We start from the raw sequence: 22523 nt of genomic DNA on the forward strand, positions 1-22523 counted from the left end.
TAATAGGATTATTGTGTATAAAAAGATAACTCTTTGGCTGGTGTTGCTGATGGGCGCATCATTGCTGGCGGGCTGTGGGCCTGAACAGGTGAATCTCAAGGGTAAAACCATGGGCACTTATTACTCAATAAAATATGTGAGTGACTCGTCCAGCCCATCACCGGAACGCCTTCAGGAGGAAATTGATCGAGCCTTGGAACAAGTCAACGACCAAATGTCGACCTATCGACCAAATTCCGAACTGAGCCGTTTTAATCAAAGCCGGGAAGTGAATAAACCGTTCCCGGTTTCAGCCGCGACAGCCAAAGTCGTGCAGGAAGCGATTCGTATTAATCGACTGACCGATGGTGCATTGGATGTTACCGTCGGTCCGTTGGTTAATCTTTGGGGATTTGGTCCAGAAGGACGTCCCGATAAAGTGCCTTCTGCCGAAGAATTGGATAAACGCCGCAGTTGGGTGGGAATAGAAAAGCTTGCTGTGGAAGGTCATGCGTTAATTAAACGTGTTCCTGAGCTGTATGTTGATCTGTCCTCGATTGCAAAAGGCTATGGTGTCGATGTGGTTGCGGAATATCTGCAATCACAAAACATCAAAAACTTTATGGTCGATATTGGCGGCGAAGTACGCACCCGTGGGAACAACGGGGAAAACAAACCCTGGCGTATCGCGATCGAAAAGCCGGGAGCTGGTGTTGAGCAAAGTGCGCAGGAGATTATCGAACCTGGCAGAATGTCACTGGCAACCTCGGGTGATTATCGTAACTATTTCGAAGAGAATGGGGTGCGTTATTCTCACACCATAGACCCGGCGACTGGGCGGCCTATCAATCATCGACTGGTTTCAATTACCGTGTTGAATACCAGTTGTATGACAGCGGACGGTCTCTCTACCGGGCTGGATGTCCTTGGTCCAGAAAAAGGTATGGCGCTGGCCAATCTGCTCGGTATACCGGTGTTTATGATTGTCAAAACAGAGAACGGTTTCGAAGAACGCTATTCGAAAGCCTTTGAACCTTTCCTGATAAATCGATCCTAGGGGGAGTTTATGTTGACGGTCTTTATCGCTTCTTTTGTCTTCTTTCTTCTGGTGATGGGTGGCATGTCTATTGGCTATGTCATCAAACGTAAGACTTTGCAGGGAAGCTGTGGTGGGATCAGCACCTTGGGAATGGATAAAGTGTGTGATTGTCCTGAACCTTGTGATTCCCGCAAAAAACGAATGGAAAAGGAAGCTGCTCGCCAGAAAAAACTCGATCAGTTCCGTATTCTTTGACATGACAGCCCGGCGCTATGGCCGGGCTGTACTTACCTAGACTTTCTTGTTCAGTATCTTTTTAAACTTTTTGGGCGAATCGACCATGACTGCATCTACGCCCAACGCTTTGGCTTGTTTGTAATCCTCTTCTCCATTGATACCAAAGAACACTATGTGGGCTTTCCCCTGTGAGCGGAAACAGTCCATTGCATTTTTATCCCAAGTCAGTTTGGTTTTAGTCTGTGAGTGTCCTTCACCCAGGGTGAATTTTTCTACCACCACCACTTCAACATCACGTTTCATTTCCAGCCCGTACCAGCGGCCATGATTAACCGTCGGCAATTTACATTGGTGACCCATAGTAATGTTGACCAATATATCTCGTGTATCATCTCGGCTTTCAAATCGCTGAATTCTATTGTTGTCGCTTTCCTCTTTATTAACCTTATCTATTTCATCAAGATAAATTTTTTCTGTTGAGTAAACTCGAGTGCGTTGAAAACCATTGTTTTCTTGTAATGTATTCTTTAGTGCCCGAATAAATTCAGGCGATATCTTTTCAGCATCAGGAGCTTTTATATCAAGATAGAATGTATTTTCAGGATATTTAACCAGTACCTCTTTTAATGTGGGGACATAGGCAGAAAATGCTGTGTTATGGATGTGGTTATAACGTTTTGCTGCATCTGCTTTTGCCAGTTCGGTGGCAGTAAAGTCGCGCACTTTCCCTGATTTATTAGTCAGTTCTTTGAGATCGGATGGCCGGTAGAGTACCGGAATATTATCTTTGGATAACTGCAAGGTAATCCAGATAACATCAGCACCGTTATCAAGCGACTTTTTGATCGCTGGAAGCGTATTTTCTGGTGCATCTGCGGTACCTGCCCGATGAGCGATAATTTGAGGGTGATGAATAATTGATGTATTAGCTGCAACTGAAATGGAACAGCATAATAAAGTGACTGCCATAATATAATTCCGCATAATATAAGCCTCGTATAACTCACTAAAATAAGAAAACAATATGCATACATTAAACTTTACATAAATAGTCAGGAGCGTGTGACTTTATCGAATCTAATGCTTTTTTATTAAAAATAAATGAAAAAATAACGGAAAGCTTAATAACAGTATTCAATCTGGAAATTGGAAATATTTATTGGTGATTAATTTAGGATAATCTTGATAATCGTCTCTTTGGCTGTATACTTATACAGTAGTTGGTTGTCGGTGGGAGATGAAATGCGCAAAATTATCCATGTTGATATGGACTGCTTTTTTGCAGCTGTAGAGATGCGGGATGACCCGAGCCTGCGCGAAATTCCTCTGGCTATTGGCGGTAGTGCTGACCGTCGTGGCGTGATTAGTACGGCGAATTATCCCGCTCGCCGCTATGGCGTTCATAGCGCCATGTCTACTGCAATAGCGCTTAAGCTGTGCCCGCAGTTGAAAGTTATTCCTGGGAGGATGGCGGCCTACAAAGAGGTTTCTTTGCAAATCCGCGAGATATTCTCACGTTATACTTCGCTGATTGAACCTTTATCTCTGGACGAAGCTTATCTGGATGTGTCTGATTGTCAGCAATTCAGCGGTTCCGCTACTCTGATCGCTCGTCAGATCCGTCAGTCTATTTCTGATGAGTTGCGGCTGACAGCTTCGGCAGGTATTGCGCCGATCAAGTTTCTTGCCAAGATCGCATCGGACTTGAATAAACCCAATGGACAATATGTGATTACGCCCAATCAGATCCAGCCATTCTTGCAAAACCTTCCTTTGAGTAAAATCCCTGGCGTTGGCAAGGTTACTGCGAAGCGTTTACAGGATTTGGGACTCACCTATTGCGTGGATATACAACACTATTCACAGGCCAAGCTACTCAAGCGATTTGGCAAGTTTGGCCAAGTGCTATGGGAACGTTGTCATGGTATTGACGATCGTGAAATTTCTCCCGAACGTTTGCGTAAATCTGTTGGTGTCGAAAGAACGCTGGCACAGGATATTCACTGCTGGTCTGATTGTGTTGCGGTCATTGAAAAACTTTATCCTGAGTTGGAAATGCGTTTGCGCAAAGTCAGGCCAGACCTGCAAATTGCCCGACAGGGAGTGAAACTTAAGTTTCAGGATTTTCAGCAAACGACCCAAGAGCATATTTGGTCGGTGTTGAATAAAGAGGATTTATTGCAAGTTGCAAAACAGGTTTGGCATGAACGGCGCGCTGAGCGAGGCGTTAGGCTGGTGGGATTACAGGTGACTTTGCTGGATCCACAAATTGAACGGCAGTTGTTATTGAATTGGGAATAGCCAAGAAATCACCATAAAAAAACGGCGTGCCCACAGGCAACGCCGTCTATATCACTCAATGACTCACCGCGCTTATCGGCGTTCAGGAATCGCTTTCAGCAATGCAGTCAGTAACTGCCAGTATTGGCCTACGCTTTCGATATGTACTTGTTCATCCGGTGAATGTGGGCCGGTCATGGTTGGGCCGATTGAGACCATGTCCATCTCCGGGTAAGGTTTTTTGAACAAACCACACTCCAGACCAGCATGAATCACCATGATGTTTGGCGTTTTATTGAACAGTTTTTCATAAGTTTCCCGCACCAGATGCATAACCGGTGAATTAGCGTCTGGCTGCCAGCCAGGGTAACCACCTTTTGGTGCAGTCTGTGCGCCAGCCAACTGACCCACGGCTGTCAGCATGCTGACCACATAATCTTTACCGCTGTCGATCAGGGAACGAATCAGGCACATAATTTCAGCCTTGTCTTCTTCCATGGTGACGACGCCCACGTTCAATGAAGTTTCAACCACGCCTTTTACTTCATCACTCATGCGAATGACACCGTTTGGTGTCGCATTCAGCAATGCCAGCAAACGATGCTGGGTATCCGCGGTCAGGGCTTTGGCGTTGCTGCTGGTTGGCTCCAGTAACACGGTCAGGTTTTTTTCTACCGTATACAGTTCATTTTTTAGAGTATCCAGATAATTCTGAGTCAGTGTTTTCAACTGATCCACTTTATCGGCGGCAATGGCCAGGATGGTAGAACCTTCACGAGGAATGGCATTACGCAGAGTGCCGCCATTCAAATCCAGAATCCGCAGACCCAGCTCAGCTTCATGTTCGAACAGGAAACGAGCCAGCAGTTTGTTGGCATTGCCCAGACCCAAATGAATATCGGCGCCGGAGTGGCCGCCTTTCAAACCCTTGATGGTCAGTTTCAGCGTTTGATAGCCAGTTGGTACAGCTTCACGCTGTAATGGCAAGGTACTGATAAAATCGATACCACCGGCGCAACCCATATAGATTTCGCCTTCTTGCTCAGAGTCGGTATTGATCAGAATATCGGCTTTCAACCAGTTAGGCTGAAGCCCGAATGCACCATCCATGCCCGCTTCTTCGGTCATGGTCAGTAACACTTCCAGCGGACCGTGTTCTACGTTGTCATCAGACAATACTGCCAGCGCTGAAGCCATGCCGATGCCATTATCAGCGCCCAGCGTGGTGCCACGAGCTTTTACCCATTCACCGTCAATGTAAGGTTGGATAGGATCTTTGGTAAAGTCATGAACAGTGTCGCTATTCTTCTGTGGAACCATATCCAAATGGGCTTGTAGCGCCACCGGTTTACGGTTTTCCATACCTTTGGTCGCGGGTTTGCGTAACAGGATGTTGCCTACTTGATCGCGTTCAGCATGTAAGCTTTTTTCTTTTGCCCAGGCAACGATGTACTGCGCCAGTTCTTCTTCGTGGTAAGAAGGGTGGGGAATAGAACAAATTTTAGCGAAAATATCCCACAACGGCTGAGGCGAAAGTTTAGACAGTTCAGACACTGTAAGTCTCCTTTAACAGCATATTCATATAGGAACCAGATTATTGCCGAGGTACCTGAGATACTGTAGGTTTTAGGGTTGATAACTAATCACCATTGCTATGGCGCGATCGGTCGAGAATATCACTTTCATTGGCATCGCGCGCGTTTAGCTGCACAATTCCCACATTCGATTCACTGAATTACCGGGATAATTGCTGGTTTTTATGTCGTTGTCTCACTATAATCTCGCGCAACCTTTTTCCCCCCTTCTAGACATGACAAGCCACCTCAACACTGGCTGGGACTACATTTTATGAGCGAAAAATACGTCGTAACTTGGGATATGTTGCAAATGCAAGCCCGCAAGCTGGCCGCGCGTTTACTTCCTGCAGAACAATGGAAAGGCATCATCGCGGTGAGCCGTGGCGGTCTGGTTCCTAGTGCAATTCTGGCGCGTGAATTGGGTATCCGTCATGTTGATACCGTATGTATTTCCAGCTATGACCACAATAACCAGCGCGAGCTGACGGTATTGAAACGGGCTGAAGGTGATGGCGAAGGTTTTATCGTTATTGACGATCTGGTCGATACTGGCGGTACGGCGAAAGCGATTCGTGATATGTATCCGAAAGCGCATTTTGTGACGATTTTCGCTAAACCGGCTGGACGCCCTCTGGTTGATGACTATGTTGTTGATATTCCTCAAGATACATGGATCGAGCAGCCGTGGGATATGGCCGTGACCTTCGTGGAACCCCTTGGCGGCAAATAATTTACATAGCTTTAAACGTCCGACGTCGTCGGGCGTTTCATTTCTCCTACGGTATTAGTACACTAACCCCATACTCCCCAAGCCTCAACCGAGGCGGGATCGCGGCTTATGGAGGCTATCGTAACCATGGCACAAGCCAACCTTTCTGAAATCCTGTTTAAACCAAAATTCAAGCATCCTGAAACCTCGACGCTAGTCAGACACGCAGGCTGTAATCAGACAGTGAATATCCATTCTGCATTGGATGGTGATACCGCGTGTCATTGGTATCGGATGATTAACCGTTTGATGTGGACCTGGCGCGGTGTTGATCCTATTGAAATAGAAGATGTGCTGGCGCGGATTGCGATATCCAATGCCGAGCACAGCAATGATGAACTGCTGGACACGGTCATTGGCTATCGCAACGGTAACTGGATTTATGAATGGTCTCACCAAGGCATGATGTGGCAGCAAAAAGCCATGGAAGAGACGGACCCACAGAATGCTGGGCAATATTGGTTGAATGCCGCCAATATGTACAGTATCGCCGGTTATCCTCATCTGCGTGGCGACGAACTGGCTGAGCAGGCCGAAATTTTGTCTAACCGGGCGTATGAAGAAGCGGCCAAGCATCTGCCTTATACCTTGAAGGCTCTCAGTTTTCCTATTCAGGACGGTGGTACATTAACCGGATTCCTGCATATGCCGACTATCGGTTGTGCACCATTCCCGACGGTACTGATGTGTGGTGGTCTGGATATGTTGCAGAGCGATTATTACCGTCTTTTCCGTGATTATCTGGCTCCAGCGGGTATCGCCATGCTGACTATCGACATGCCTTCAGTGGGAGCCTCTTCTCGTTGGAAATTGACTCAGGACACCAGTTATCTGCATCAGCAGGTATTGCAGGCTCTACCGACAATCCCGTGGATTGATGATCGGCGGGTTTCACTGTTTGGTTTCCGCTTCGGTGCCAACGTTGCCGTTCGTCTTGGTTATCTGGAGCCACAGCGTCTGCGCGGTATTGCCTGTATCGGCCCTATTGTTCACCACTTGCTGTGTGACAGTAAAAGTCAGAATCGAGTACCGGATATGTATATGGACGTACTGGCCAGTCGCCTTGGGATGGCAGATGCATCGGATGCATCGCTGAAGGTGGAATTGAACCGCTTTTCACTGAAAACACAGGGGCTACTGGGGCGACGCTGCCATGTTCCCATGTTGGCCGAATATTGGGAAAATGATCCCTTTAGCCCGAAAGAAGATGCGAAACTTATTGTCTCCTCTTCTATCGACGGTAAGTTGCTCAGCATTCCGTCAAAACCGGTTTACGACAGTTTTCATAGAGCTCTGTTGCAAACTTGCGATTGGTTGAAAGATAAAATGCGTTAATTAGTTACTTAAATTTAATAGTTTGCTAAAAAGGTGCGTCTACATAAGGAGATTGCAGCATGACGATATCCAGTGCGCACCCGAAAAGCAAACTGATGAAGCGATTTGCAGCTTTAGGGCCATATCTACGTGAAGGTCAGTGCCAAACCGACCGCTTTTTCTTTGATTGTTTAGCGGTCTGCGTCAATGTAAAACTTGCTCCAGAAAAACGCGAGTTTTGGGGATGGTGGATAGAGCTGGAGTCGAAAGACAACTGTTTTACTTATGTTTATCAGCTCGGTCTGTTTAATACAGATGGAAACTGGAAAGAGCAAAAAATTAAAGATCCCGAGGTGCAGGAAAAACTGGAAACAACATTGCGTGGCTTCCATAAGCGCCTTCATGACATGTTGGCCAGCCTGGAATTAACCCTGGAACCCGCGAAGGATTTCGGCGAACAGCCAATCAAACTCTCCGCATAACCCCCTTTTAGCTCAATAAACCTGTGATTTCGCGTTATGCCTGTTGGCATAACGCCTCTCTCCTGCTACAAAGTCTGCTGTATCATTCCTTTTTATTTGATCCCAATGGCAGAAAAATTATGAGTGGCAGCCAGACGTTGGTTGTGAAATTGGGCACTAGCGTATTAACCGGCGGTTCCCGTCGTCTTAATCGTGCCCATATTGTTGAATTGGTGCGCCAGTGCGCCCAGCAACACGCAAAAGGTCATCGTATTGTTATCGTTACATCCGGCGCTATTGCTGCCGGACGTGAACATCTGGGGTATCCGGAATTACCCGCCACTATTGCATCGAAGCAATTATTGGCAGCCGTGGGGCAAAGCCGCTTAATCCAACTGTGGGAACAACTGTTTTCCATCTACGGCATTCATGTCGGCCAGATGTTGCTGACTCGCGCAGATTTGGAAGATCGCGAACGTTTCCTGAATGCCCGTGACACCATGAATGCCTTGTTGGATAACCGCATTGTCCCTGTGATTAATGAAAATGATGCGGTGGCAACAGCAGAGATAAAAGTGGGCGACAACGATAATCTTTCGGCGTTGGCGGCTATTTTGGCTGGAGCAGATAAATTACTGCTCTTGACCGATCAGGCTGGATTGTACACGGCCGATCCGCGTAATAATCCTGATGCAGCGTTGATCCGTGAAGTCCATGGTATTGATGACACACTGCGTGCTATCGCAGGTGATAGTGTTTCGGGCTTGGGTACTGGCGGAATGGCAACCAAGTTACAGGCTGCCGATGTGGCTTGTCGTGCAGGTATCGATGTGATTATTGCTGCTGGCTCCCAAGTTGATGTCATCCGCGATGTGATCGATAGCACGCCGGTTGGCACCCGCTTCCATGCACTGGAGACTCCGCTGGAGAACCGTAAACGCTGGATCTTTGGGGCACCACCTGCCGGTGAAATCACCGTAGACGATGGCGCGGTTGCTGCTATTTTGGAACGCGGCAGTTCATTACTGCCCAAAGGTATTTGTAGCGTTAAAGGTGATTTTTCTCGTGGCGAAGTGATTCGTATCCGTGATCTGAGTGGTCGTGATTTGGCGCACGGCGTTTCGCGCTATAACAGCGATGCATTGCGTATGCTGGCGGGGCATCATTCCCAGCAAATCAGTGAGATTCTCGGTTATGAGTATGGTCCGGTCGCGGTTCATCGTGACGATATGATTGTCAGCTAAGGAGCTAGCATGCTGGAGAAAATGGGAAAAGCGGCCAAACAGGCATCCTGGCAACTGGGTGTGCTGGGGACAACGCAAAAAAACAGTGCCTTACTGCTGATGGCGGATTTGCTGGAGGCAGAAAGCGACGACATTTTACAGGCAAATGAGCAAGATATGGCTGCGGCTCGGGCAACCGGCATGAGTGAAGCTTTGCTGGATCGTCTGCTACTGACACCTGCACGGCTGACGGCGATAGCCAATGATGTACGCCAGGTTTGTCGCTTGAGCGATCCGGTCGGGCAAGTGATCGATGGCCGCTTGTTAGATAGCGGCCTGAAACTGGAGCGCCGCCGCGTGCCGTTGGGGGTGATTGGCGTGATTTATGAAGCTCGCCCCAATGTGACTATTGATGTGGCCAGCCTGTGCCTGAAAACCGGTAATGCCGTTATTTTACGCGGTGGCAAGGAAACGCATCATACCAATCAGGCTACGGTGAAAGTAATTCAGCGGGCACTTGAACAATGTGGTTTACCTGCTGCTGCCGTACAGGCGATTGAAAGCCCGGATCGTGAGTTGGTCAACGCGTTGCTGAAACTGGATCGCTACGTTGACATGCTGATTCCCCGTGGTGGTGCTGGGCTACATAAGTTATGTCGTGAACAATCGACCATTCCGGTGATAACCGGCGGCATTGGTGTGTGTCATACTTTTGTGGATGCTGATGTTGATTTTAATAAAGCGCTGACAGTGATTGAAAATGCTAAGGCTCAGCGCCCAAGTGCTTGTAACTCACTAGAAACCTTACTGGTTCATCAGGATATCGCCGCGACGTTTTTGTCTGCATTGAGTCGTAAAATGGATAGCGCTGGTATTAGGTTACATGCCAGTGAGCAGGCGATGCCTTATCTGTTGTCTGGTCCGGCAACCGTGGTTGCGGTTAAAGACGCTGATTATGATGATGAATGGCTTTCTCTGGATCTGAATGTTCACGTTGTGACGGACATCGATGCGGCAATTGAGCATATTCGCCAGCATGGTACCAGCCACTCAGATGCGATTCTTACCCGTTCATTATGCAGCGCCGAACATTTTGTGCGTGAAGTTGATTCTTCTGCTGTTTATATTAATGCCAGCACTCGCTTTACCGATGGCGGTCAGTTTGGCTTGGGGGCGGAAGTGGCGGTCAGTACGCAGAAACTGCATGCGCGTGGCCCTATGGGTCTTGAAGCACTGACAACCTATAAGTGGATAGGCTACGGGGATGATTTAATTCGTCGCTAACCGGGCAATAGCCGATAGGTTTTGGTGGCCATTTTTGTGCTTTATGCGGAATGCCAAACTGGCAAAACGCTCGGTTGGCGCTACACTACGTTATCTGATATTTAAGCTGTCTAACGGGCATCTATTCAGTTGCCCGCGTTTTTAGCCAGTTATATATAAATTTTTATCAATCCCTGCCGATATGTCAATTGATGGTTATACTCTTTCGCAGGGTGATCTGAGGTGATTAAATCAATAAACTCATGGTGGGGATTGGCGGGTGAGCGAAATATCCAAAGAACAATATGTTAGAAAAAATCGATTAGCTATCTGTACAATTTTAAGGGATTTGAAAAAAAATAATACCGCCATCATGGTGATTCATACCCATGGGCAATTTATTAGCCGTATTTTAGACGTCAACCCCGAGGCTAATCGGTTTGTTTTTGATTTTGGCAGTGTCGAACAAGAGAATATATTGGCTCAAAGTGCAGAAGAACTGACCTTCATCGCTGAACCTACTGGCGCAAAAATTGATTTTTCCTGCACTGCACTCACGACCATTACCTACCTTGGTCAGCCAGCATTCTATAGTCCCATCCCCGAGTCACTTTATTTTATTCAGCGCCGTGAATATTTCCGCGTGAATATTCCCCAATGGCCACCTTTTTATTGCTACGGTAAATTTCCTGACGGTACCGATTTTAAATATACTCTTGCGGATATCTCTTTAGGTGGAGTTGGGCTATTTACCAGTAAGGATAGCGAATTACCGATTAAAGACTGTGATATCATTCATGACATTGCGTTGGATCTCGGCGAGTTTGGTTCATTCAAATTAGACCTGCAGTTTATTCGTGTGATTGATAAAAAAATTGTTAGTAATAAAGGCGAAACCGTAACTATGCAACGTCTGAGTTTTAAGTTTCCCAAGTTATCACCGATGCAGGAGAAAAATTTGCAACGGGCAATTTTTGAGTTGGAAAAACATCAGATGGCGAAAAATCGGAAATTTCAGGAAGAAATATAGTGATCGAAGTTGGTACTTAGGACGAGATGCTAGCTTCGATTCTGCTGAATGAGAAAATCAATCGGATTTATCTGTGGCGCTTAAAATTAAAATAAAAAAATATGTTGTATTATCATACGTCCACCCCAATATTATAAGTTCATTCACCAAGGGGGTTGATGATGGGAATTAGCGAAGAAGAGAGTATCCGCCGTCTGACGAATGAAAAGAATTCTATTGGTCATACGGCAAAATGGGTCGCAATCATTTCTGTTATTTATTTTATTACTATGTTGTTTTATCAACCAAAAATGGGTGTTTTAACATTGGCTGGTGGTATTTTTATTGTATCGTTGACAATCTGGTTTAAAAAACGTCAAAAAGTAAAATCCTATCAGAAACAACTACAGCAATTAGACGGTAAACAACGGCCATAATATTGTTATGTCATTAATCTGGTCAATGTAAAACAATTAAAAATCTGGCTCGATAGAGACAATGCTCAAGTTGCATCGAGTCAATAAAGGCGAGCGACCAAACCAATCCGCAGATATTGACATCAATATAGGCTAAGAGGTATTCGTTGTTTCATTGCTCACTATGTTTAGATAATCGTTCAGCTTTACTCCGATTTTAGCGTTTTTGCCATGTTGTATCCGGTAATGACGAACGCCAATTGTTCATAGAGCTTTTTGGCTCGAGGGTTATCTGCCGCCACGCGCAATTTGATTTCAAAAATACCCTGTCTGACCAATATCTGCTCTAAAATCTGTAAACTGCGTTTTCCGTATCCCAACTGTTGAAATTCAGGTAACACGCAAAAGTCTTTGATAAAAGCGCAGGTTCCGCCATCATTTACGCTATACCAAAGATAACCCACCCGTTGATGATCATTTTCGATGCAGTAAATCTTATTTTCTGCGGTATTAATGCCGTCAGGTAAGGCTTGTTCAAAGGATAATTGCGCTAGTGATAGTGCTTTATCTTGGGTATATCCATAATTGGTAGCCAAATCTTCAGCGTACTCACCAACAAAAAAATGCTTATAGGCATGTAGTTCGCTAGCGGTTAATTCTCGTAATATCATCATTTATTCTCTTTGTTGATTAGATGTAGTAAAAGTAATCTTATAAAGGCCAGTTATGTCCCATTCAGGCTGATACTAAATGCCATTTAAGCCAAGAATAATATTGACGTTATTGGCAGTCTTTTTACTGCCGAAACAACTTAAACCATTTCCTCCTTAATTTCCTCATAATGATTGAGGTTCTTTACTTAGGATTACGTCCGTTTTCAGTATCCCGTACATAATTAATGCTACTAAACATCAGGCATAACCTGAAAGACGGAGCTAATCATGAAAGTATTCACCTTTATTGCTGCAGCCATTATTGCTACAACTTCATTCTCAAGTCTGGCCGCCCAAGAAATCAACAGTAAACAAGCTAACCAATTCCAGTCTATTGGTATTGTTTCGGTCTCCGGTATCAACGGCTCACCGAGTGATGTTGATGCCGCTTTAAATGCCAAAGCCGTTGCTAATGGAGCAAAGCATTATCGAGTCATTGGTATGAGTACTCCCGGTGATTCAAGTGACTATATCGCAAGCGCAGAGATTTATAACTAACCAATAAAATCTTAATGTTAGAAATATAGATGCAGTACATTGGGTTTCGATTGGAGTCATCAGATTAATCACTGACTGATTTCGTTCGGAACCCTTTTGTTATCCAGATTTTTGGGAGGAAAGTCAGTGTAGTGAGCAATTCCCCCGCTTTAGTCTATCTCTGCCATCCCTGCTAAATATGATTAACTGACTCGGCGCAGCACATCGCCGATATCGTTTCCCCAAGAGCAAACAGCAGAATCTTTTTAAGGATGTTTTTCGAAACATTGACCTTTTTACACTTATTACATCGGAAAATAATTGCCAACGCTAATGGTAATGATTACCATGCGCAATTATTATTTTCGCAGTGAACTATCATGGGTAGAATTTCAGCATTATTCATAACCTGTATTTTATTAATGTCATTTAGCGCTCAGGCTAAAAACATCAACGATATTATGGGGCGGCAGGTAACGGTTCCCGATAATCCTCAGCGTATTATTTTGGGTGAAAGCCGCATGCTATACACGCTGGCACTGCTTGAACCGGGTAATCCAGCCCAGAGAATTATTGGCTGGCCCGGCGATATCGCCTATTACGATGCACAAAGCTGGCAGCAATATCTGCAAAAATTCCCAGAAATGGCCAAAGTACCCATCATCGCTCAGGGAAGTATTCGGCAGATAAATGTAGAAAAAATCATCGAGTTACAACCTGATCTGGTCATTTTATCTCGCTACGCCAAAAATAATGCCGATGAAGACAGCATGCTTAATGGGCTGACTAAAGCGGGTATTCCCGTGGTGTATGTGGATTTACGTGTCGATTTACTGAAAAACACGGTTCCCAGTATGCGATTGTTAGGGGAAGTCCTGAATCGACAGGAAAAAGCGGAATCGTTTATTCATTTCTATCAGCAGCATATGCAGGTTATCCAACAACGATTGGCACACTCTCAGGCCGCGAAACCGAAGGTTATGTTGCACCTGCATTTGGGGCGGCGTGAAAGTTGTTGTACTACGGCTTCGCATGGCAGTCTTGGCGATCTGATTGACTTTGCCGGTGGCGATAATATCGCCCGTTCACAGATAAAAAGCGTTTATGGTGAACTGAACCCCGAGGCTATTCTGATGGCCAATCCAGATGTTTATATTGCCACGGGTATGGCGGGGCCAACAGGCAAGCGTCTTTCCAGTTTACAACTCGGACCAATGGTTGATAGCCATCAGGCACGCAGTAGCTTTCAGCAACTGATAACTGAGCATCCAATCCTTTCCCATTTGAACGCCGTTCAACAACATCGGGCTTACAGCATTTGGCATAACTTTTATCTCAGCCCTTACCACGTAGTGGCCGTTGAGATGTTTGCCAAGGCTTTCTATCCCGATCTTTTTGCTGATATCGATCCACAAAAAACATTCCAACAACTGTATCAACAATTTTTGCCGTTAACTTTTTCAGGGACTTATTGGAGTAACCTCAACAATGAAAATCATTAATATTCGCCGTTTGCATTGGTTCGGTTTGCCTTTGCTATTTGCGATCCCGACCGTTCAGGCTGAAACTGCACCACAGAGTGAAAAAACCAAGATGGTGGTGATAGGCCAGACCAATGAGGAAGAATCGCAAAGTTACCAACCGACCAGTTCCGTCACAGGGACTCGCACCTCAACCAACTTGCTGAATGTGCCTCAGGCCATCAATGTTGTTCCTCCGCAGGTGTTGCGTGATCAGGCGGTCAGAAACATTGATGAAGCTTTGTATAACGTCAGTGGTATTACCCAATCCAATACCTTGGGTGGGACGCAAGATGCATTGATGAAGCGTGGTTTTGGCGATAACCGGGATGGTTCCATTTTGCGCGACGGTGTACGTTCGGCGCAGGCTCGTAATTTTACCCCGACAACGGAACGTATCGAGGTGCTGAAAGGCCCTGCTTCAATGCTGTACGGCATGGGAGAACCGGGGGGCGTCATTAACGTTATTACTAAGAAACCGCAATTAGTACAGCGTAACCATATCGAAGGCTGGGGTAGCAGTTTTAATGGTGGCGGTGGGCAACTGGATGTGACTGGGCCGATTGGGCAATCCGGTTTTGCCTATCGCATGATTGTTGATCATGATGAAACCGATTATTGGCGTAATTTTGGCCGTAATCGGCAAACGGTCATTGCGCCATCATTGATGTGGTTTGGTGATACCACCACGGTTCGTTTGGCTTATGAACATATGGAGTACCTGACGCCTTTTGACCGCGGTACTATTATCGATAGTCGCACAGGTAAACCGGTGGATACGCCACGAAAACGTCGTTTTGATGAGCCTTTTAATGCGACTCGTGGCGATCAAGATAACATCACGCTACACATTGATCAGGAGCTGAATGACGATTGGAAAAGCGCGCTGACTTACGCATATAACCGTAATCGCTATAGTGATAATCAGGCGCGAGCCTTGACTCTGAACCCAGAGAGCGGCGTGCTGACTCGCAAGGCTGATGCAACCGCCAGCGCTGTAAGTCGCGCTCAGGCGGTGCAAGCAACATTACAGGGTGATTTGACATGGGGCAGCATCGGGCATCAAGTGTTGGTTGGTTTTGACTATGAAGACAACCGCACATATCGCGGTGATATGATTCGCGGAAAGAAAAATTCAGATTTTAATATCTATGATCCTGTTTATGATTTGATGCCACCTTCAACTTTGGTCAGTGCCAAAGACAGTGACCAGCGGGAAAATCTCAAAAGCTACGGCTGGTTTGTTCAGGATGCTATTGAGTTAGGTGATCATTGGGTGTTCCTGGCGGGATTGCGATACGACAGTTTTGATGTTTTTGCCGGCAAAGGTCGTCCTTTTGTCACCAATACCAACAGTTCTGATAGCAAATTGATTCCACGAACGGGTGTGGTATACAAATTGACACCCGAAGTATCACTGTATGGTAGCTATAGTGAATCCTTTAAACCTAATTCCTCCATTGCGACACAAATCAGCGAATTGCCACCGGAACAGGGGCAATCTTGGGAACTGGGCAGCAAAGTTGAAATCAGTAATGGCGTCACTGGGACGTTGGCACTGTTTGATATCACCAAACGTAATGTGATGGTGAGTGAGCTGGTGGGAACTGAAACGGTTACCCGAACTGCCGGGCGTGTGCGTTCACAGGGCGTTGAACTGGATGTTGCCGGGCAACTGACTGACAGCGTTAGCGCCATTACCTCTTATGCTTATATTGATGCGCGGGTGACGGAAGATCCAGTGAATACGGGGAATCGGATGGCTAACGTTGCGCGTAACAGTGCATCTTTATTTTTAACCAAAGCAATGGGTTCTACCGGATGGCATGGTGGAGATGATTTACGCTTTGGCGGCGGCATGCGCTATGTCGGAAAACGAGCTGGAGATGCGGCAAACAGTTTTACGCTGGATGATTACACCGTTGCCGATGCTTTTATTGCCTATACTTTGCCCATTCAGAATTATCGGGTGAAATGGCAACTTAACGTCAAGAATTTGTTTGATAAGACTTATTATCCTTCTAGCGGCAATAGTTATCGGGTCGCGATTGGTGAACCTCGACAATTTGTACTGAGGGCTAACGTCGACTTCTGATGCCGGATATTCCTGAATTGTCACTGAGGGCAATCATAGGTTGTGTGTCATATATTTTACAATCCCGTAAAGTTTGCACTACTCCCAATTACAGGTATGATTCGCATTGGCTGACCGATGGTCAGCAATGATGACTTTTACAGGACCGGTCAACGCAATAATGATCGGTTTTTTAATGCAAGAATCTTATCCAGAGAATTTGATGCAAAAGGACGCTCAGGCAATGACTCAAACTATCTTTATGGTAGGTGCGCGTGGTGCAGGTAAAACAACGATAGGGAATGCGTTGGCACAGGCGTTGGGATATCGATTTATCGACACAGATTCATTTATGCAGCAAACCAGTTTACTTACCGTTGCTGAAATAGTAGCCAGAGAAGGCTGGAGTGGTTTTCGCCGCAGAGAAAGCCTTGCGCTGCAAACGGTTACATCGCCTGAAACGGTGGTAGCAACGGGGGGTGGAGCGGTGTTGTCAGCCGATAACCGAGCTTTTATGCGCCGTCACGGTCTTGTGATCTATCTGCGTGCATCGGCTGATATATTGGCCGAGCGGCTGGCGGAAGAGCCGGAGGATGCGCAACGTCCAAGTTTGACTGGTAAACCTATTGTCGAAGAAATGCAGGATGTATTGGCCGTTCGGGAAACGATGTACCAAGACGTCGCCCATTATGTTATTGATGCCAGCCGTGATCCGCAGTGGGTGGTTGAACAAATTCAGTCATTATTGCTTGATGCCATCGTGAAATAATCGGCTATGCACTTGGTAGGACAAAGTATTTTTGCTGCGGATGAAAAAATAGTACGACGCATGGGGTTGGGTTTGAAAGGGGCCGGATCCTTTGCGTCATTTTATCGGGAATTCGTTGCTGATACGATATAGTAAGCGTAAAGTTATCACCTACGTAATAATTTCGGCGCAAACCTTTTGTTTGCGTACATCGGATGCCATTAAGGCGAGGCTGATGAAACATCTCAAGTGGTACCTCCATCGACACCGCAATTTTATGCCAGCGTTCTGGTCAATATTGATTGTGCTATTCGAAACATCACTGGCATTGTATATTCTACGGAATCTCTAAACCTGAGTTTATGCCTTCAGCTTATCTGAAGGTATTATTGATGGTCTCTCACTTTGTTGCTGCATAAAATTGATTACTCTTTTATATTTCACATGAGGAATATATTTTATTTCTTTTATTTTCTTTTCTTTATTTTGGTATGCATTGATTGGTTCTCTTTTGTTATTATCTTTGTGTTTTTTTATGGGAGTTGATATTTAATCTGTCATGTGAATCTTAAAATAAAAACTTGACGCTAAAAGCAAAGGGAATTATTTTTAATTTATCCCTTGGCAGAAACCTGGTTCCATATAGTGAAACTAATAACAATGAGCACATTAGGAAATGCCTCCTCAGTATTAAAGTTATTTGCTAAACAAAATATTATGCATTCCCATCCTGGAATTTCATTCAGTGATGTTATTAATCAGTTATGTTTGGCGAAAAGCACTACGTCACGTTTATTAATGGCGATGGAGTCAGAGGGATTATTAGAGCGAGATCCTGATACCAAGTTATATCATATTGGTCGATTATTATTGTCGATTTCAATTCAGTATCTCTCCACGCCGTTGGTTGATATGGCTGCATCAATGATGATTCGATTAAGTCAGACGACTCGTTGTACAGGCTATATTTCTGCTCTGGATGGGCGGGAAATTATGGTGCTGAGAATGTTTTACGGGCAGCAGTTTTTACCCGTGGTAACACCTGTAGGAACTCGTTCTCCAGCCAACGAAACAGCAGTTGGCCGCGCTATTCTGTCACGCCAAAATGATAGTGAGGTGCGTGAATGTTTTAGCGGTCATTATCGAGCGGGTTCACCAAACTCACCACAGAGTTTAGATGCATTATTGGCGGCGCTGGCACTCGCTCGCCAGTCGGGCTGGACATTCGCACGTAATGAAACCTTGCAAGGTGTTAGCTCCATTGCCACCAGTGTGACAAACAAACATTGCAGCGAAACCATTGGGCTATGCCTATCTTTTTCCAGTCGCGATGAAAAACCATTTTATCAAGATGAACATGTCGAAGCATTAATATCAATGACAAGGTTGTTAGCCGAAAAGTTGGACGATGATTATTGGTTGGGGAAATAATATCCATTAATTTATCGCTTTAATTTTTATTGATTACTTTTATTAAGATTATATATTTTATTCTACTGTGATGGTTGCTGCCAAGTGAAGGTTTAAACACGAAAACGATAATAACTTTGGCATTTTAAAATACATGCTTAATTTAAGTATCAGGAGGGAGTTTTATTTTTTTATTTCAAATTAAGCGCCGACACCAGCGGAACTTAGGGAGAGAAAATGCAGAAGAAATTAGGAAGTCAATGGAGTGATATTAGCACGATTGTCGTGATGATATTTCTCTCCATTGTGGGGGCTATTATTGGCCTTCAATTGATAACAACTTTAGGTGTAACGCCAAACACGTCAATAATCGGTGCGTTATTTGCCATATTATTGGCCAGAATTCCAATCCGTTTTTTCCAACATTATCGTTCCATCCATACACAAAATTTGGCACAAACCGTGATTTCATCGGCTACTTTTGGGGCGGCCAATAGCATTCTATTACCGATTGCTGTTCCTTACGCAATGGGGCAACCACAGCTCATTCTGCCGATGTTTATCGGTGTTTCTGCCGCAATGTTGCTTGATGCTTACCTACTTTATCGTTTATTCGATACCAAAATATTCCCCGCACAAAATGCTTGGCCACCGGGGGTCGCTACAGCAGAGGCGATAACCGCTGGCGATAAAGGAGGACGACAGGCTTGGCTACTGGCGGCTGGGGTGACTATCGGCACCGTTGGTGCCGTGTTGAAAATCCCGATGGCGGCTTTGGGCGCAGCGCTTATTGGTAATATCTGGGCGCTAAGCATGTTTGGCATAGGGCTATTGCTGCGTGGTTATTCCGAACCGGTTGTTGGTATTGATATTAATGCCCATTTTATTCCCCACGGCATGATGGTTGGTGCGGGATTAGTAGCATTGATTCAGGTTGTTCAGGTGATTCGTACCAAGACAGCCGTTGATAAACAGCAACGATACACTCAACCGACCACCGAAGTCAGTAAAGCTCTTGGATTGGGTTCCGTTGGCTATGTGGTGATTGCCACTTTATTGGCATTGGCTGGGGGGCTATACAGCGAGATGTCTATCAGCATGTTGATAGCGTTTGTTTTTTATGCCGCATTTGCCGCATTCATTCATGAATTAATCGTCGGTATTGCAGCCATGCACTCGGGGTGGTTTCCGGCTTTTGCTGTCGCGCTGATTACTCTAATGATTGGCATCTTTATCGGTTTCCCGCCGCTGGCACTGTGTATTTTGACAGGTTTCACTGCGGCGACTGGACCTGCTTTTGCCGATCTGGGTTTTGATTTGAAAGCCGGATTTATTCTGCGTGGTTACGGTGAAGATTTGAAACAAGAGTTACTAGGGCGGCGGATTCAATTATTTACCGCGTTGGTGGCTTTTGCCGTGGCTATTCCCATTGTGTGGTTCGCCCATACCAGTTACTTCGCTCAGAATTTACTCCCGCCGGTTGCCTGGGTTTATGCCAAAACTATCGAGGCAGGCTCACAGACCAGTATTGCCCTTAGTCTACTGATATGGGCGATTCCTGGTGCCATTATCCAATGGGTCGGTGGCCCGCAACGGCAGATTGGCGTGCTGTTATCTACCGGGCTATTAATCAACAATCCGATCGCCGGGTGGGTGGTTTTGACGGGGATTGCCCTGCGCATATTGATTACCCGATGTTGGGGGGAAAAGGCTCGTTCACCCATGTTGATTGGTGCCGCAGGATTTATTGCGGGTGATGCGTTATACAGCTTTTTTACCTCCATCTTATCCGGCAAAGGAAAGTAGTAATAACCCAAGATTGGTTAAATCTTAATAATAAAAGGTGTCCCTGATGAGCTTACAACAAACCTTACGTGTTTTTGAATTGATCGATAGTGGCCATGTTTGTGGCCAGGATGTGGTGGATTTGTTTGTTGATTTTCCGGGGGTTACAGCCAGCACGATCAGGGCTGAAGGACCAAATGGTGTTGCAGATTTGGTTCGGATAGACATAACGGGAAGTTCGGGAAAAATACAGGGGGGGCAAGCACCGACATTAGGCATTATCGGTCGCCTGGGAGGTATCGGTGCGCGGCCTGTGCGCATTGGTATGGTGTCTGATGCTGATGGCGCGATAACCGCCATTGCCAGCGCATTGAAACTGGCAGAAATGCGTTCTAAAGGAGATATTCTGCCCGGTGATGTGGCGATAACCACGCATATTTGCCCCCATGCTCCCATTCGGGCACATGATCCCGTTGATTTTATGAGTTCCCCGATAGATCACATCACCATGAATAGTCACGAGGTGATGGTCGAAGCCGACGCGATTTTATCGATTGATACAACCAAAGGTAATCGCATCATTAATCATAACGGTTATGCACTATCACCGACGGTTAAACAAGGGTATATCCTGCGGGTATCGGAGGATTTACTGCGGATTATGGAGATTACCTGTGGGCATTATGCGGTGACTTTCCCGATTACCATACCGGATATCACTCCCTGCGGTAATGGTATCCACCATTTGAATAGTATATTACAACCCTCGACGGTAACGCATGCTCCAGTCGTTGGTGTGGCTATCTGCACCCAAAGCATGATTCCTGGTTGCGCTACAGGTGCCAGCCACGAGACGGATATCGCCAAGGCGGTTAAATTTACTGTTGAAGTTGCGAAAGAATTTGTCAGCGGAACCTGTCGATTTTATGACGAATCAGAATTTTCCCGCCTTCTCTCACTGTATGGTTCATTGGCGCATCTGCAGCAGCATAAACATGACCATACGGCAACGAGATTATGAAGCCCTCTTTGGTTACATTGACCATTGGGCAGGCTCCGCGCCATGACATTATGCCGTTGATATCCCGCTATCTTCCGCTAGATAAAGTCAGCCACGTTGGGTTATTGGATGGATTAAATGCATTGCAGGTGACTGAACAGTATGGTGCCACGGACACTGATTCAGTGCTGGCTTCACGTTTAGCCGATGGGACTCCGGTTTTTCTGGCTGTATCGAAAGTCGAATGGGGATTACAGCATAAAATAGAGCAGCTTGAAGCCAAAGATTATCGATATATTCTGCTGCTTTGTACGGGTATTTTCCATCATTTGCAGACCCAGAAAGCATTATTGCTGACACCGGACCGGATCATTCCTCCATTGATCGCAGCAATGGCTGGCGATCGCCGAGTTGGCATTGTTCTCCCGGTATCAACACAGCGTCAGCATCAGGTGACCAAATGGACCATGCTTGCCAACCCACCTTGCATTGTCATAGTTAACCCTTATCAAGAGAATGTTCAATCGCTCGGAGTTGTTGCCAGCACTTTGCAAAAGCAAGGAGTGGAGATCGTCGTGTTGGATTGCATTGGTTATCGCTATCAGCATCGTGACTTTTTACAGGAAAAATTGATAAAACCCGTATTGCTATCAAATGTGCTGATAGCAAAACTGGCTGCCGAACTGATTATGTAATGCTGTGTTTAGATAATTATTCTGTTGTTATCGTCACCGGGGCATTTGGCTCCGGTTTTTTTGCATTATTTGTACGCTTTATCAACAACTGTTCCAGTGAATTAGCCAGTGATCTCATTTCGTCGTAATAATCAGTGACAGAATGATTGTTGTGACCCTAATATAAAAACTCATCAATGATTAGGATGCGGGTGCCAAACTATGCTGAAATTTAATGAGTATTTTACCGGAAAAGTGAAGTCCATCGGTTATGACAGTAGCAGCATTGGGCGCGCTAGCGTTGGGGTAATGGAGGAAGGGGAGTACACTTTCAGTACCGCTCAGCCAGAAGAAATGACCGTTATTACTGGCGCATTGAAAGTATTGATTCCGGGTTCACCTGACTGGCAGGTGTTTATGCCAGGAGAGACATTTTATATTCCCGCACAGAGCGAATTTAATCTGCAAGTTGCAGAAGCCTCGGCTTACTTGTGTAAATACCTCAGCTAATCAAGATATTGCCCTCTCCATGCCAGAGGGGGCAACATTATCCAT

22 protein-coding genes are annotated in these 22523 nt (G+C 45.7%); 19 read left to right on the top strand and 3 right to left on the bottom strand.

Going from position 1 to position 22523, the window contains the following annotated elements:
• Nucleotides 1-13: 13 nt before the first annotated feature.
• Together DJ39_RS07070 and nqrM are read left to right on the top strand one after the other, a co-directional pair.
• Nucleotides 14-1036 (top strand): FAD:protein FMN transferase, encoded by a 1023-nt coding sequence (locus DJ39_RS07070; RefSeq protein WP_004720260.1) that lies wholly within the window; start codon nucleotides 14-16, stop codon nucleotides 1034-1036.
• A gap of 9 nt (nucleotides 1037-1045) precedes the next feature.
• Nucleotides 1046-1273, top strand: a complete 228-nt coding sequence (gene nqrM / locus DJ39_RS07075; RefSeq protein ID WP_004720261.1) for a (Na+)-NQR maturation NqrM — start codon at nucleotides 1046-1048, stop codon at nucleotides 1271-1273.
• Nucleotides 1274-1309: 36 nt separating this feature from the next.
• Here the strand turns inward: nqrM and DJ39_RS07080 are convergent, their stop codons facing one another.
• Nucleotides 1310-2239, bottom strand: a complete 930-nt coding sequence (locus tag DJ39_RS07080) for a glycerophosphodiester phosphodiesterase family protein (RefSeq protein WP_004720263.1) — start codon at nucleotides 2237-2239, stop codon at nucleotides 1310-1312.
• Nucleotides 2240-2497: 258 nt separating this feature from the next.
• Here DJ39_RS07080 and dinB point away from each other — a divergent pair, with 258 nt between their 5' ends.
• Nucleotides 2498-3556, top strand: a complete 1059-nt coding sequence (gene dinB, locus DJ39_RS07085; protein ID WP_038251278.1) for a DNA polymerase IV — start codon at nucleotides 2498-2500, stop codon at nucleotides 3554-3556.
• 72 nt (nucleotides 3557-3628) lie between these two features.
• Here the strand turns inward: dinB and pepD are convergent, their stop codons facing one another.
• Nucleotides 3629-5089, bottom strand: coding sequence for a beta-Ala-His dipeptidase (gene pepD / locus DJ39_RS07090; RefSeq protein ID WP_004720268.1), 1461 nt, complete (start codon nucleotides 5087-5089; stop codon nucleotides 3629-3631).
• A 294-nt stretch (nucleotides 5090-5383) separates the two neighbouring features.
• On the opposite strand from pepD, the gene gpt reads away from it, so the two are divergent.
• The 7 genes from gpt to DJ39_RS07125 all read left to right on the top strand — a co-directional run bounded on the left by gpt (nucleotide 5384) and on the right by DJ39_RS07125 (nucleotide 11588).
• Nucleotides 5384-5842 (top strand): xanthine phosphoribosyltransferase, encoded by a 459-nt coding sequence (gpt, locus tag DJ39_RS07095; protein WP_004720269.1) that lies wholly within the window; start codon nucleotides 5384-5386, stop codon nucleotides 5840-5842.
• Between the two features lie 126 nt (nucleotides 5843-5968).
• Entirely contained in the window at nucleotides 5969-7216 is a 1248-nt protein-coding gene (gene frsA / locus DJ39_RS07100) for an esterase FrsA (protein ID WP_038243924.1), read from the top strand.
• A 59-nt stretch (nucleotides 7217-7275) separates the two neighbouring features.
• Nucleotides 7276-7677, top strand: coding sequence for a sigma factor-binding protein Crl (gene crl, locus DJ39_RS07105; protein ID WP_004720274.1), 402 nt, complete (start codon nucleotides 7276-7278; stop codon nucleotides 7675-7677).
• Nucleotides 7678-7796: 119 nt separating this feature from the next.
• On the top strand, nucleotides 7797-8900 hold the full coding sequence (gene proB, locus DJ39_RS07110; RefSeq protein ID WP_038243654.1) for a glutamate 5-kinase: 1104 nt from the start codon (nucleotides 7797-7799) through the stop codon (nucleotides 8898-8900).
• Nucleotides 8901-8909: 9 nt separating this feature from the next.
• The gene (proA, locus tag DJ39_RS07115; RefSeq protein ID WP_004720278.1) at nucleotides 8910-10163 is read left to right on the top strand and encodes a glutamate-5-semialdehyde dehydrogenase; all 1254 of its coding nucleotides are present in this window, start codon (nucleotides 8910-8912) and stop codon (nucleotides 10161-10163) included.
• Nucleotides 10164-10422: 259 nt separating this feature from the next.
• Nucleotides 10423-11172 (top strand): flagellar brake protein, encoded by a 750-nt coding sequence (locus DJ39_RS07120; RefSeq protein WP_038243657.1) that lies wholly within the window; start codon nucleotides 10423-10425, stop codon nucleotides 11170-11172.
• Nucleotides 11173-11333: 161 nt separating this feature from the next.
• A complete protein-coding gene (locus tag DJ39_RS07125; RefSeq protein ID WP_038243658.1) occupies nucleotides 11334-11588 on the top strand; it encodes an ABC transporter ATP-binding protein in 255 nt (84 codons plus the stop codon).
• 185 nt (nucleotides 11589-11773) lie between these two features.
• Here the strand turns inward: DJ39_RS07125 and DJ39_RS07130 are convergent, their stop codons facing one another.
• Nucleotides 11774-12241 (bottom strand): GNAT family N-acetyltransferase, encoded by a 468-nt coding sequence (locus DJ39_RS07130; protein WP_004720285.1) that lies wholly within the window; start codon nucleotides 12239-12241, stop codon nucleotides 11774-11776.
• Nucleotides 12242-12508: 267 nt separating this feature from the next.
• Here DJ39_RS07130 and DJ39_RS07135 point away from each other — a divergent pair, with 267 nt between their 5' ends.
• The 9 genes from DJ39_RS07135 to ppnP all read left to right on the top strand — a co-directional run bounded on the left by DJ39_RS07135 (nucleotide 12509) and on the right by ppnP (nucleotide 22478).
• The gene (locus DJ39_RS07135; RefSeq protein ID WP_004720287.1) at nucleotides 12509-12778 is read left to right on the top strand and encodes a YdgH/BhsA/McbA family protein; all 270 of its coding nucleotides are present in this window, start codon (nucleotides 12509-12511) and stop codon (nucleotides 12776-12778) included.
• Nucleotides 12779-13137: 359 nt separating this feature from the next.
• Nucleotides 13138-14259: an ABC transporter substrate-binding protein gene (locus DJ39_RS07140; protein WP_038251279.1), complete on the top strand. Its 1122-nt coding sequence runs from the start codon at nucleotides 13138-13140 to the stop codon at nucleotides 14257-14259.
• Nucleotides 14246-16372 carry a TonB-dependent siderophore receptor gene (locus tag DJ39_RS07145; protein ID WP_080547536.1) on the top strand — a complete coding sequence of 709 codons (2127 nt, stop codon included), beginning with the start codon at nucleotides 14246-14248 and terminating at the stop codon, nucleotides 16370-16372. The genes DJ39_RS07140 and DJ39_RS07145 overlap by 14 nt, the downstream gene beginning before the upstream one ends.
• Before the next feature lie 223 nt (nucleotides 16373-16595).
• Nucleotides 16596-17120: a shikimate kinase AroL gene (aroL, locus tag DJ39_RS07150; protein WP_038251695.1), complete on the top strand. Its 525-nt coding sequence runs from the start codon at nucleotides 16596-16598 to the stop codon at nucleotides 17118-17120.
• A gap of 639 nt (nucleotides 17121-17759) precedes the next feature.
• A complete protein-coding gene (locus DJ39_RS07155) occupies nucleotides 17760-18530 on the top strand; it encodes an IclR family transcriptional regulator (protein ID WP_004720297.1) in 771 nt (256 codons plus the stop codon).
• A gap of 216 nt (nucleotides 18531-18746) precedes the next feature.
• Nucleotides 18747-20315, top strand: a complete 1569-nt coding sequence (locus DJ39_RS07160; RefSeq protein WP_004720300.1) for an OPT/YSL family transporter — start codon at nucleotides 18747-18749, stop codon at nucleotides 20313-20315.
• A gap of 46 nt (nucleotides 20316-20361) precedes the next feature.
• Nucleotides 20362-21315 carry a DUF1177 domain-containing protein gene (locus tag DJ39_RS07165; RefSeq protein ID WP_038243662.1) on the top strand — a complete coding sequence of 318 codons (954 nt, stop codon included), beginning with the start codon at nucleotides 20362-20364 and terminating at the stop codon, nucleotides 21313-21315.
• Nucleotides 21312-21989 (top strand): AroM family protein, encoded by a 678-nt coding sequence (locus DJ39_RS07170; RefSeq protein WP_038243665.1) that lies wholly within the window; start codon nucleotides 21312-21314, stop codon nucleotides 21987-21989. The genes DJ39_RS07165 and DJ39_RS07170 overlap by 4 nt, the downstream gene beginning before the upstream one ends.
• Nucleotides 21990-22190: 201 nt before the next feature.
• Nucleotides 22191-22478: a pyrimidine/purine nucleoside phosphorylase gene (gene ppnP / locus DJ39_RS07175; protein ID WP_004720307.1), complete on the top strand. Its 288-nt coding sequence runs from the start codon at nucleotides 22191-22193 to the stop codon at nucleotides 22476-22478.
• Nucleotides 22479-22523 lie beyond the last annotated feature (45 nt).

Origin of the sequence: Yersinia ruckeri ATCC 29473, assembly GCF_000754815.1 — a bacterium.
Lineage (GTDB): Bacteria > Pseudomonadota > Gammaproteobacteria > Enterobacterales > Enterobacteriaceae > Yersinia > Yersinia ruckeri.

Bases quoted from the DNA above. Each gene is read 5' to 3' on its own strand.
- nqrM (WP_004720261.1), top strand. From the start codon at position 1,046: ATGTTGACGGTCTTTATCGCTTCTTTTGTCTTCTTTCTTCTGGTGATG.
- DJ39_RS07080 (WP_004720263.1), bottom strand. From the start codon at position 2,239: ATGCGGAATTATATTATGGCAGTCACTTTATTATGCTGTTCCATTTCA.
- dinB (WP_038251278.1), top strand. From the start codon at position 2,498: ATGCGCAAAATTATCCATGTTGATATGGACTGCTTTTTTGCAGCTGTA.
- gpt (WP_004720269.1), top strand. From the start codon at position 5,384: ATGAGCGAAAAATACGTCGTAACTTGGGATATGTTGCAAATGCAAGCC.
- frsA (WP_038243924.1), top strand. From the start codon at position 5,969: ATGGCACAAGCCAACCTTTCTGAAATCCTGTTTAAACCAAAATTCAAG.
- crl (WP_004720274.1), top strand. From the start codon at position 7,276: ATGACGATATCCAGTGCGCACCCGAAAAGCAAACTGATGAAGCGATTT.
- proB (WP_038243654.1), top strand. From the start codon at position 7,797: ATGAGTGGCAGCCAGACGTTGGTTGTGAAATTGGGCACTAGCGTATTA.
- proA (WP_004720278.1), top strand. From the start codon at position 8,910: ATGCTGGAGAAAATGGGAAAAGCGGCCAAACAGGCATCCTGGCAACTG.
- DJ39_RS07125 (WP_038243658.1), top strand. From the start codon at position 11,334: ATGGGAATTAGCGAAGAAGAGAGTATCCGCCGTCTGACGAATGAAAAG.
- DJ39_RS07130 (WP_004720285.1), bottom strand. From the start codon at position 12,241: ATGATGATATTACGAGAATTAACCGCTAGCGAACTACATGCCTATAAG.
- DJ39_RS07135 (WP_004720287.1), top strand. From the start codon at position 12,509: ATGAAAGTATTCACCTTTATTGCTGCAGCCATTATTGCTACAACTTCA.
- DJ39_RS07140 (WP_038251279.1), top strand. From the start codon at position 13,138: ATGGGTAGAATTTCAGCATTATTCATAACCTGTATTTTATTAATGTCA.
- DJ39_RS07145 (WP_080547536.1), top strand. From the start codon at position 14,246: ATGAAAATCATTAATATTCGCCGTTTGCATTGGTTCGGTTTGCCTTTG.
- aroL (WP_038251695.1), top strand. From the start codon at position 16,596: ATGACTCAAACTATCTTTATGGTAGGTGCGCGTGGTGCAGGTAAAACA.
- DJ39_RS07155 (WP_004720297.1), top strand. From the start codon at position 17,760: ATGAGCACATTAGGAAATGCCTCCTCAGTATTAAAGTTATTTGCTAAA.
- DJ39_RS07160 (WP_004720300.1), top strand. From the start codon at position 18,747: ATGCAGAAGAAATTAGGAAGTCAATGGAGTGATATTAGCACGATTGTC.
- DJ39_RS07165 (WP_038243662.1), top strand. From the start codon at position 20,362: ATGAGCTTACAACAAACCTTACGTGTTTTTGAATTGATCGATAGTGGC.
- DJ39_RS07170 (WP_038243665.1), top strand. From the start codon at position 21,312: ATGAAGCCCTCTTTGGTTACATTGACCATTGGGCAGGCTCCGCGCCAT.
- ppnP (WP_004720307.1), top strand. From the start codon at position 22,191: ATGCTGAAATTTAATGAGTATTTTACCGGAAAAGTGAAGTCCATCGGT.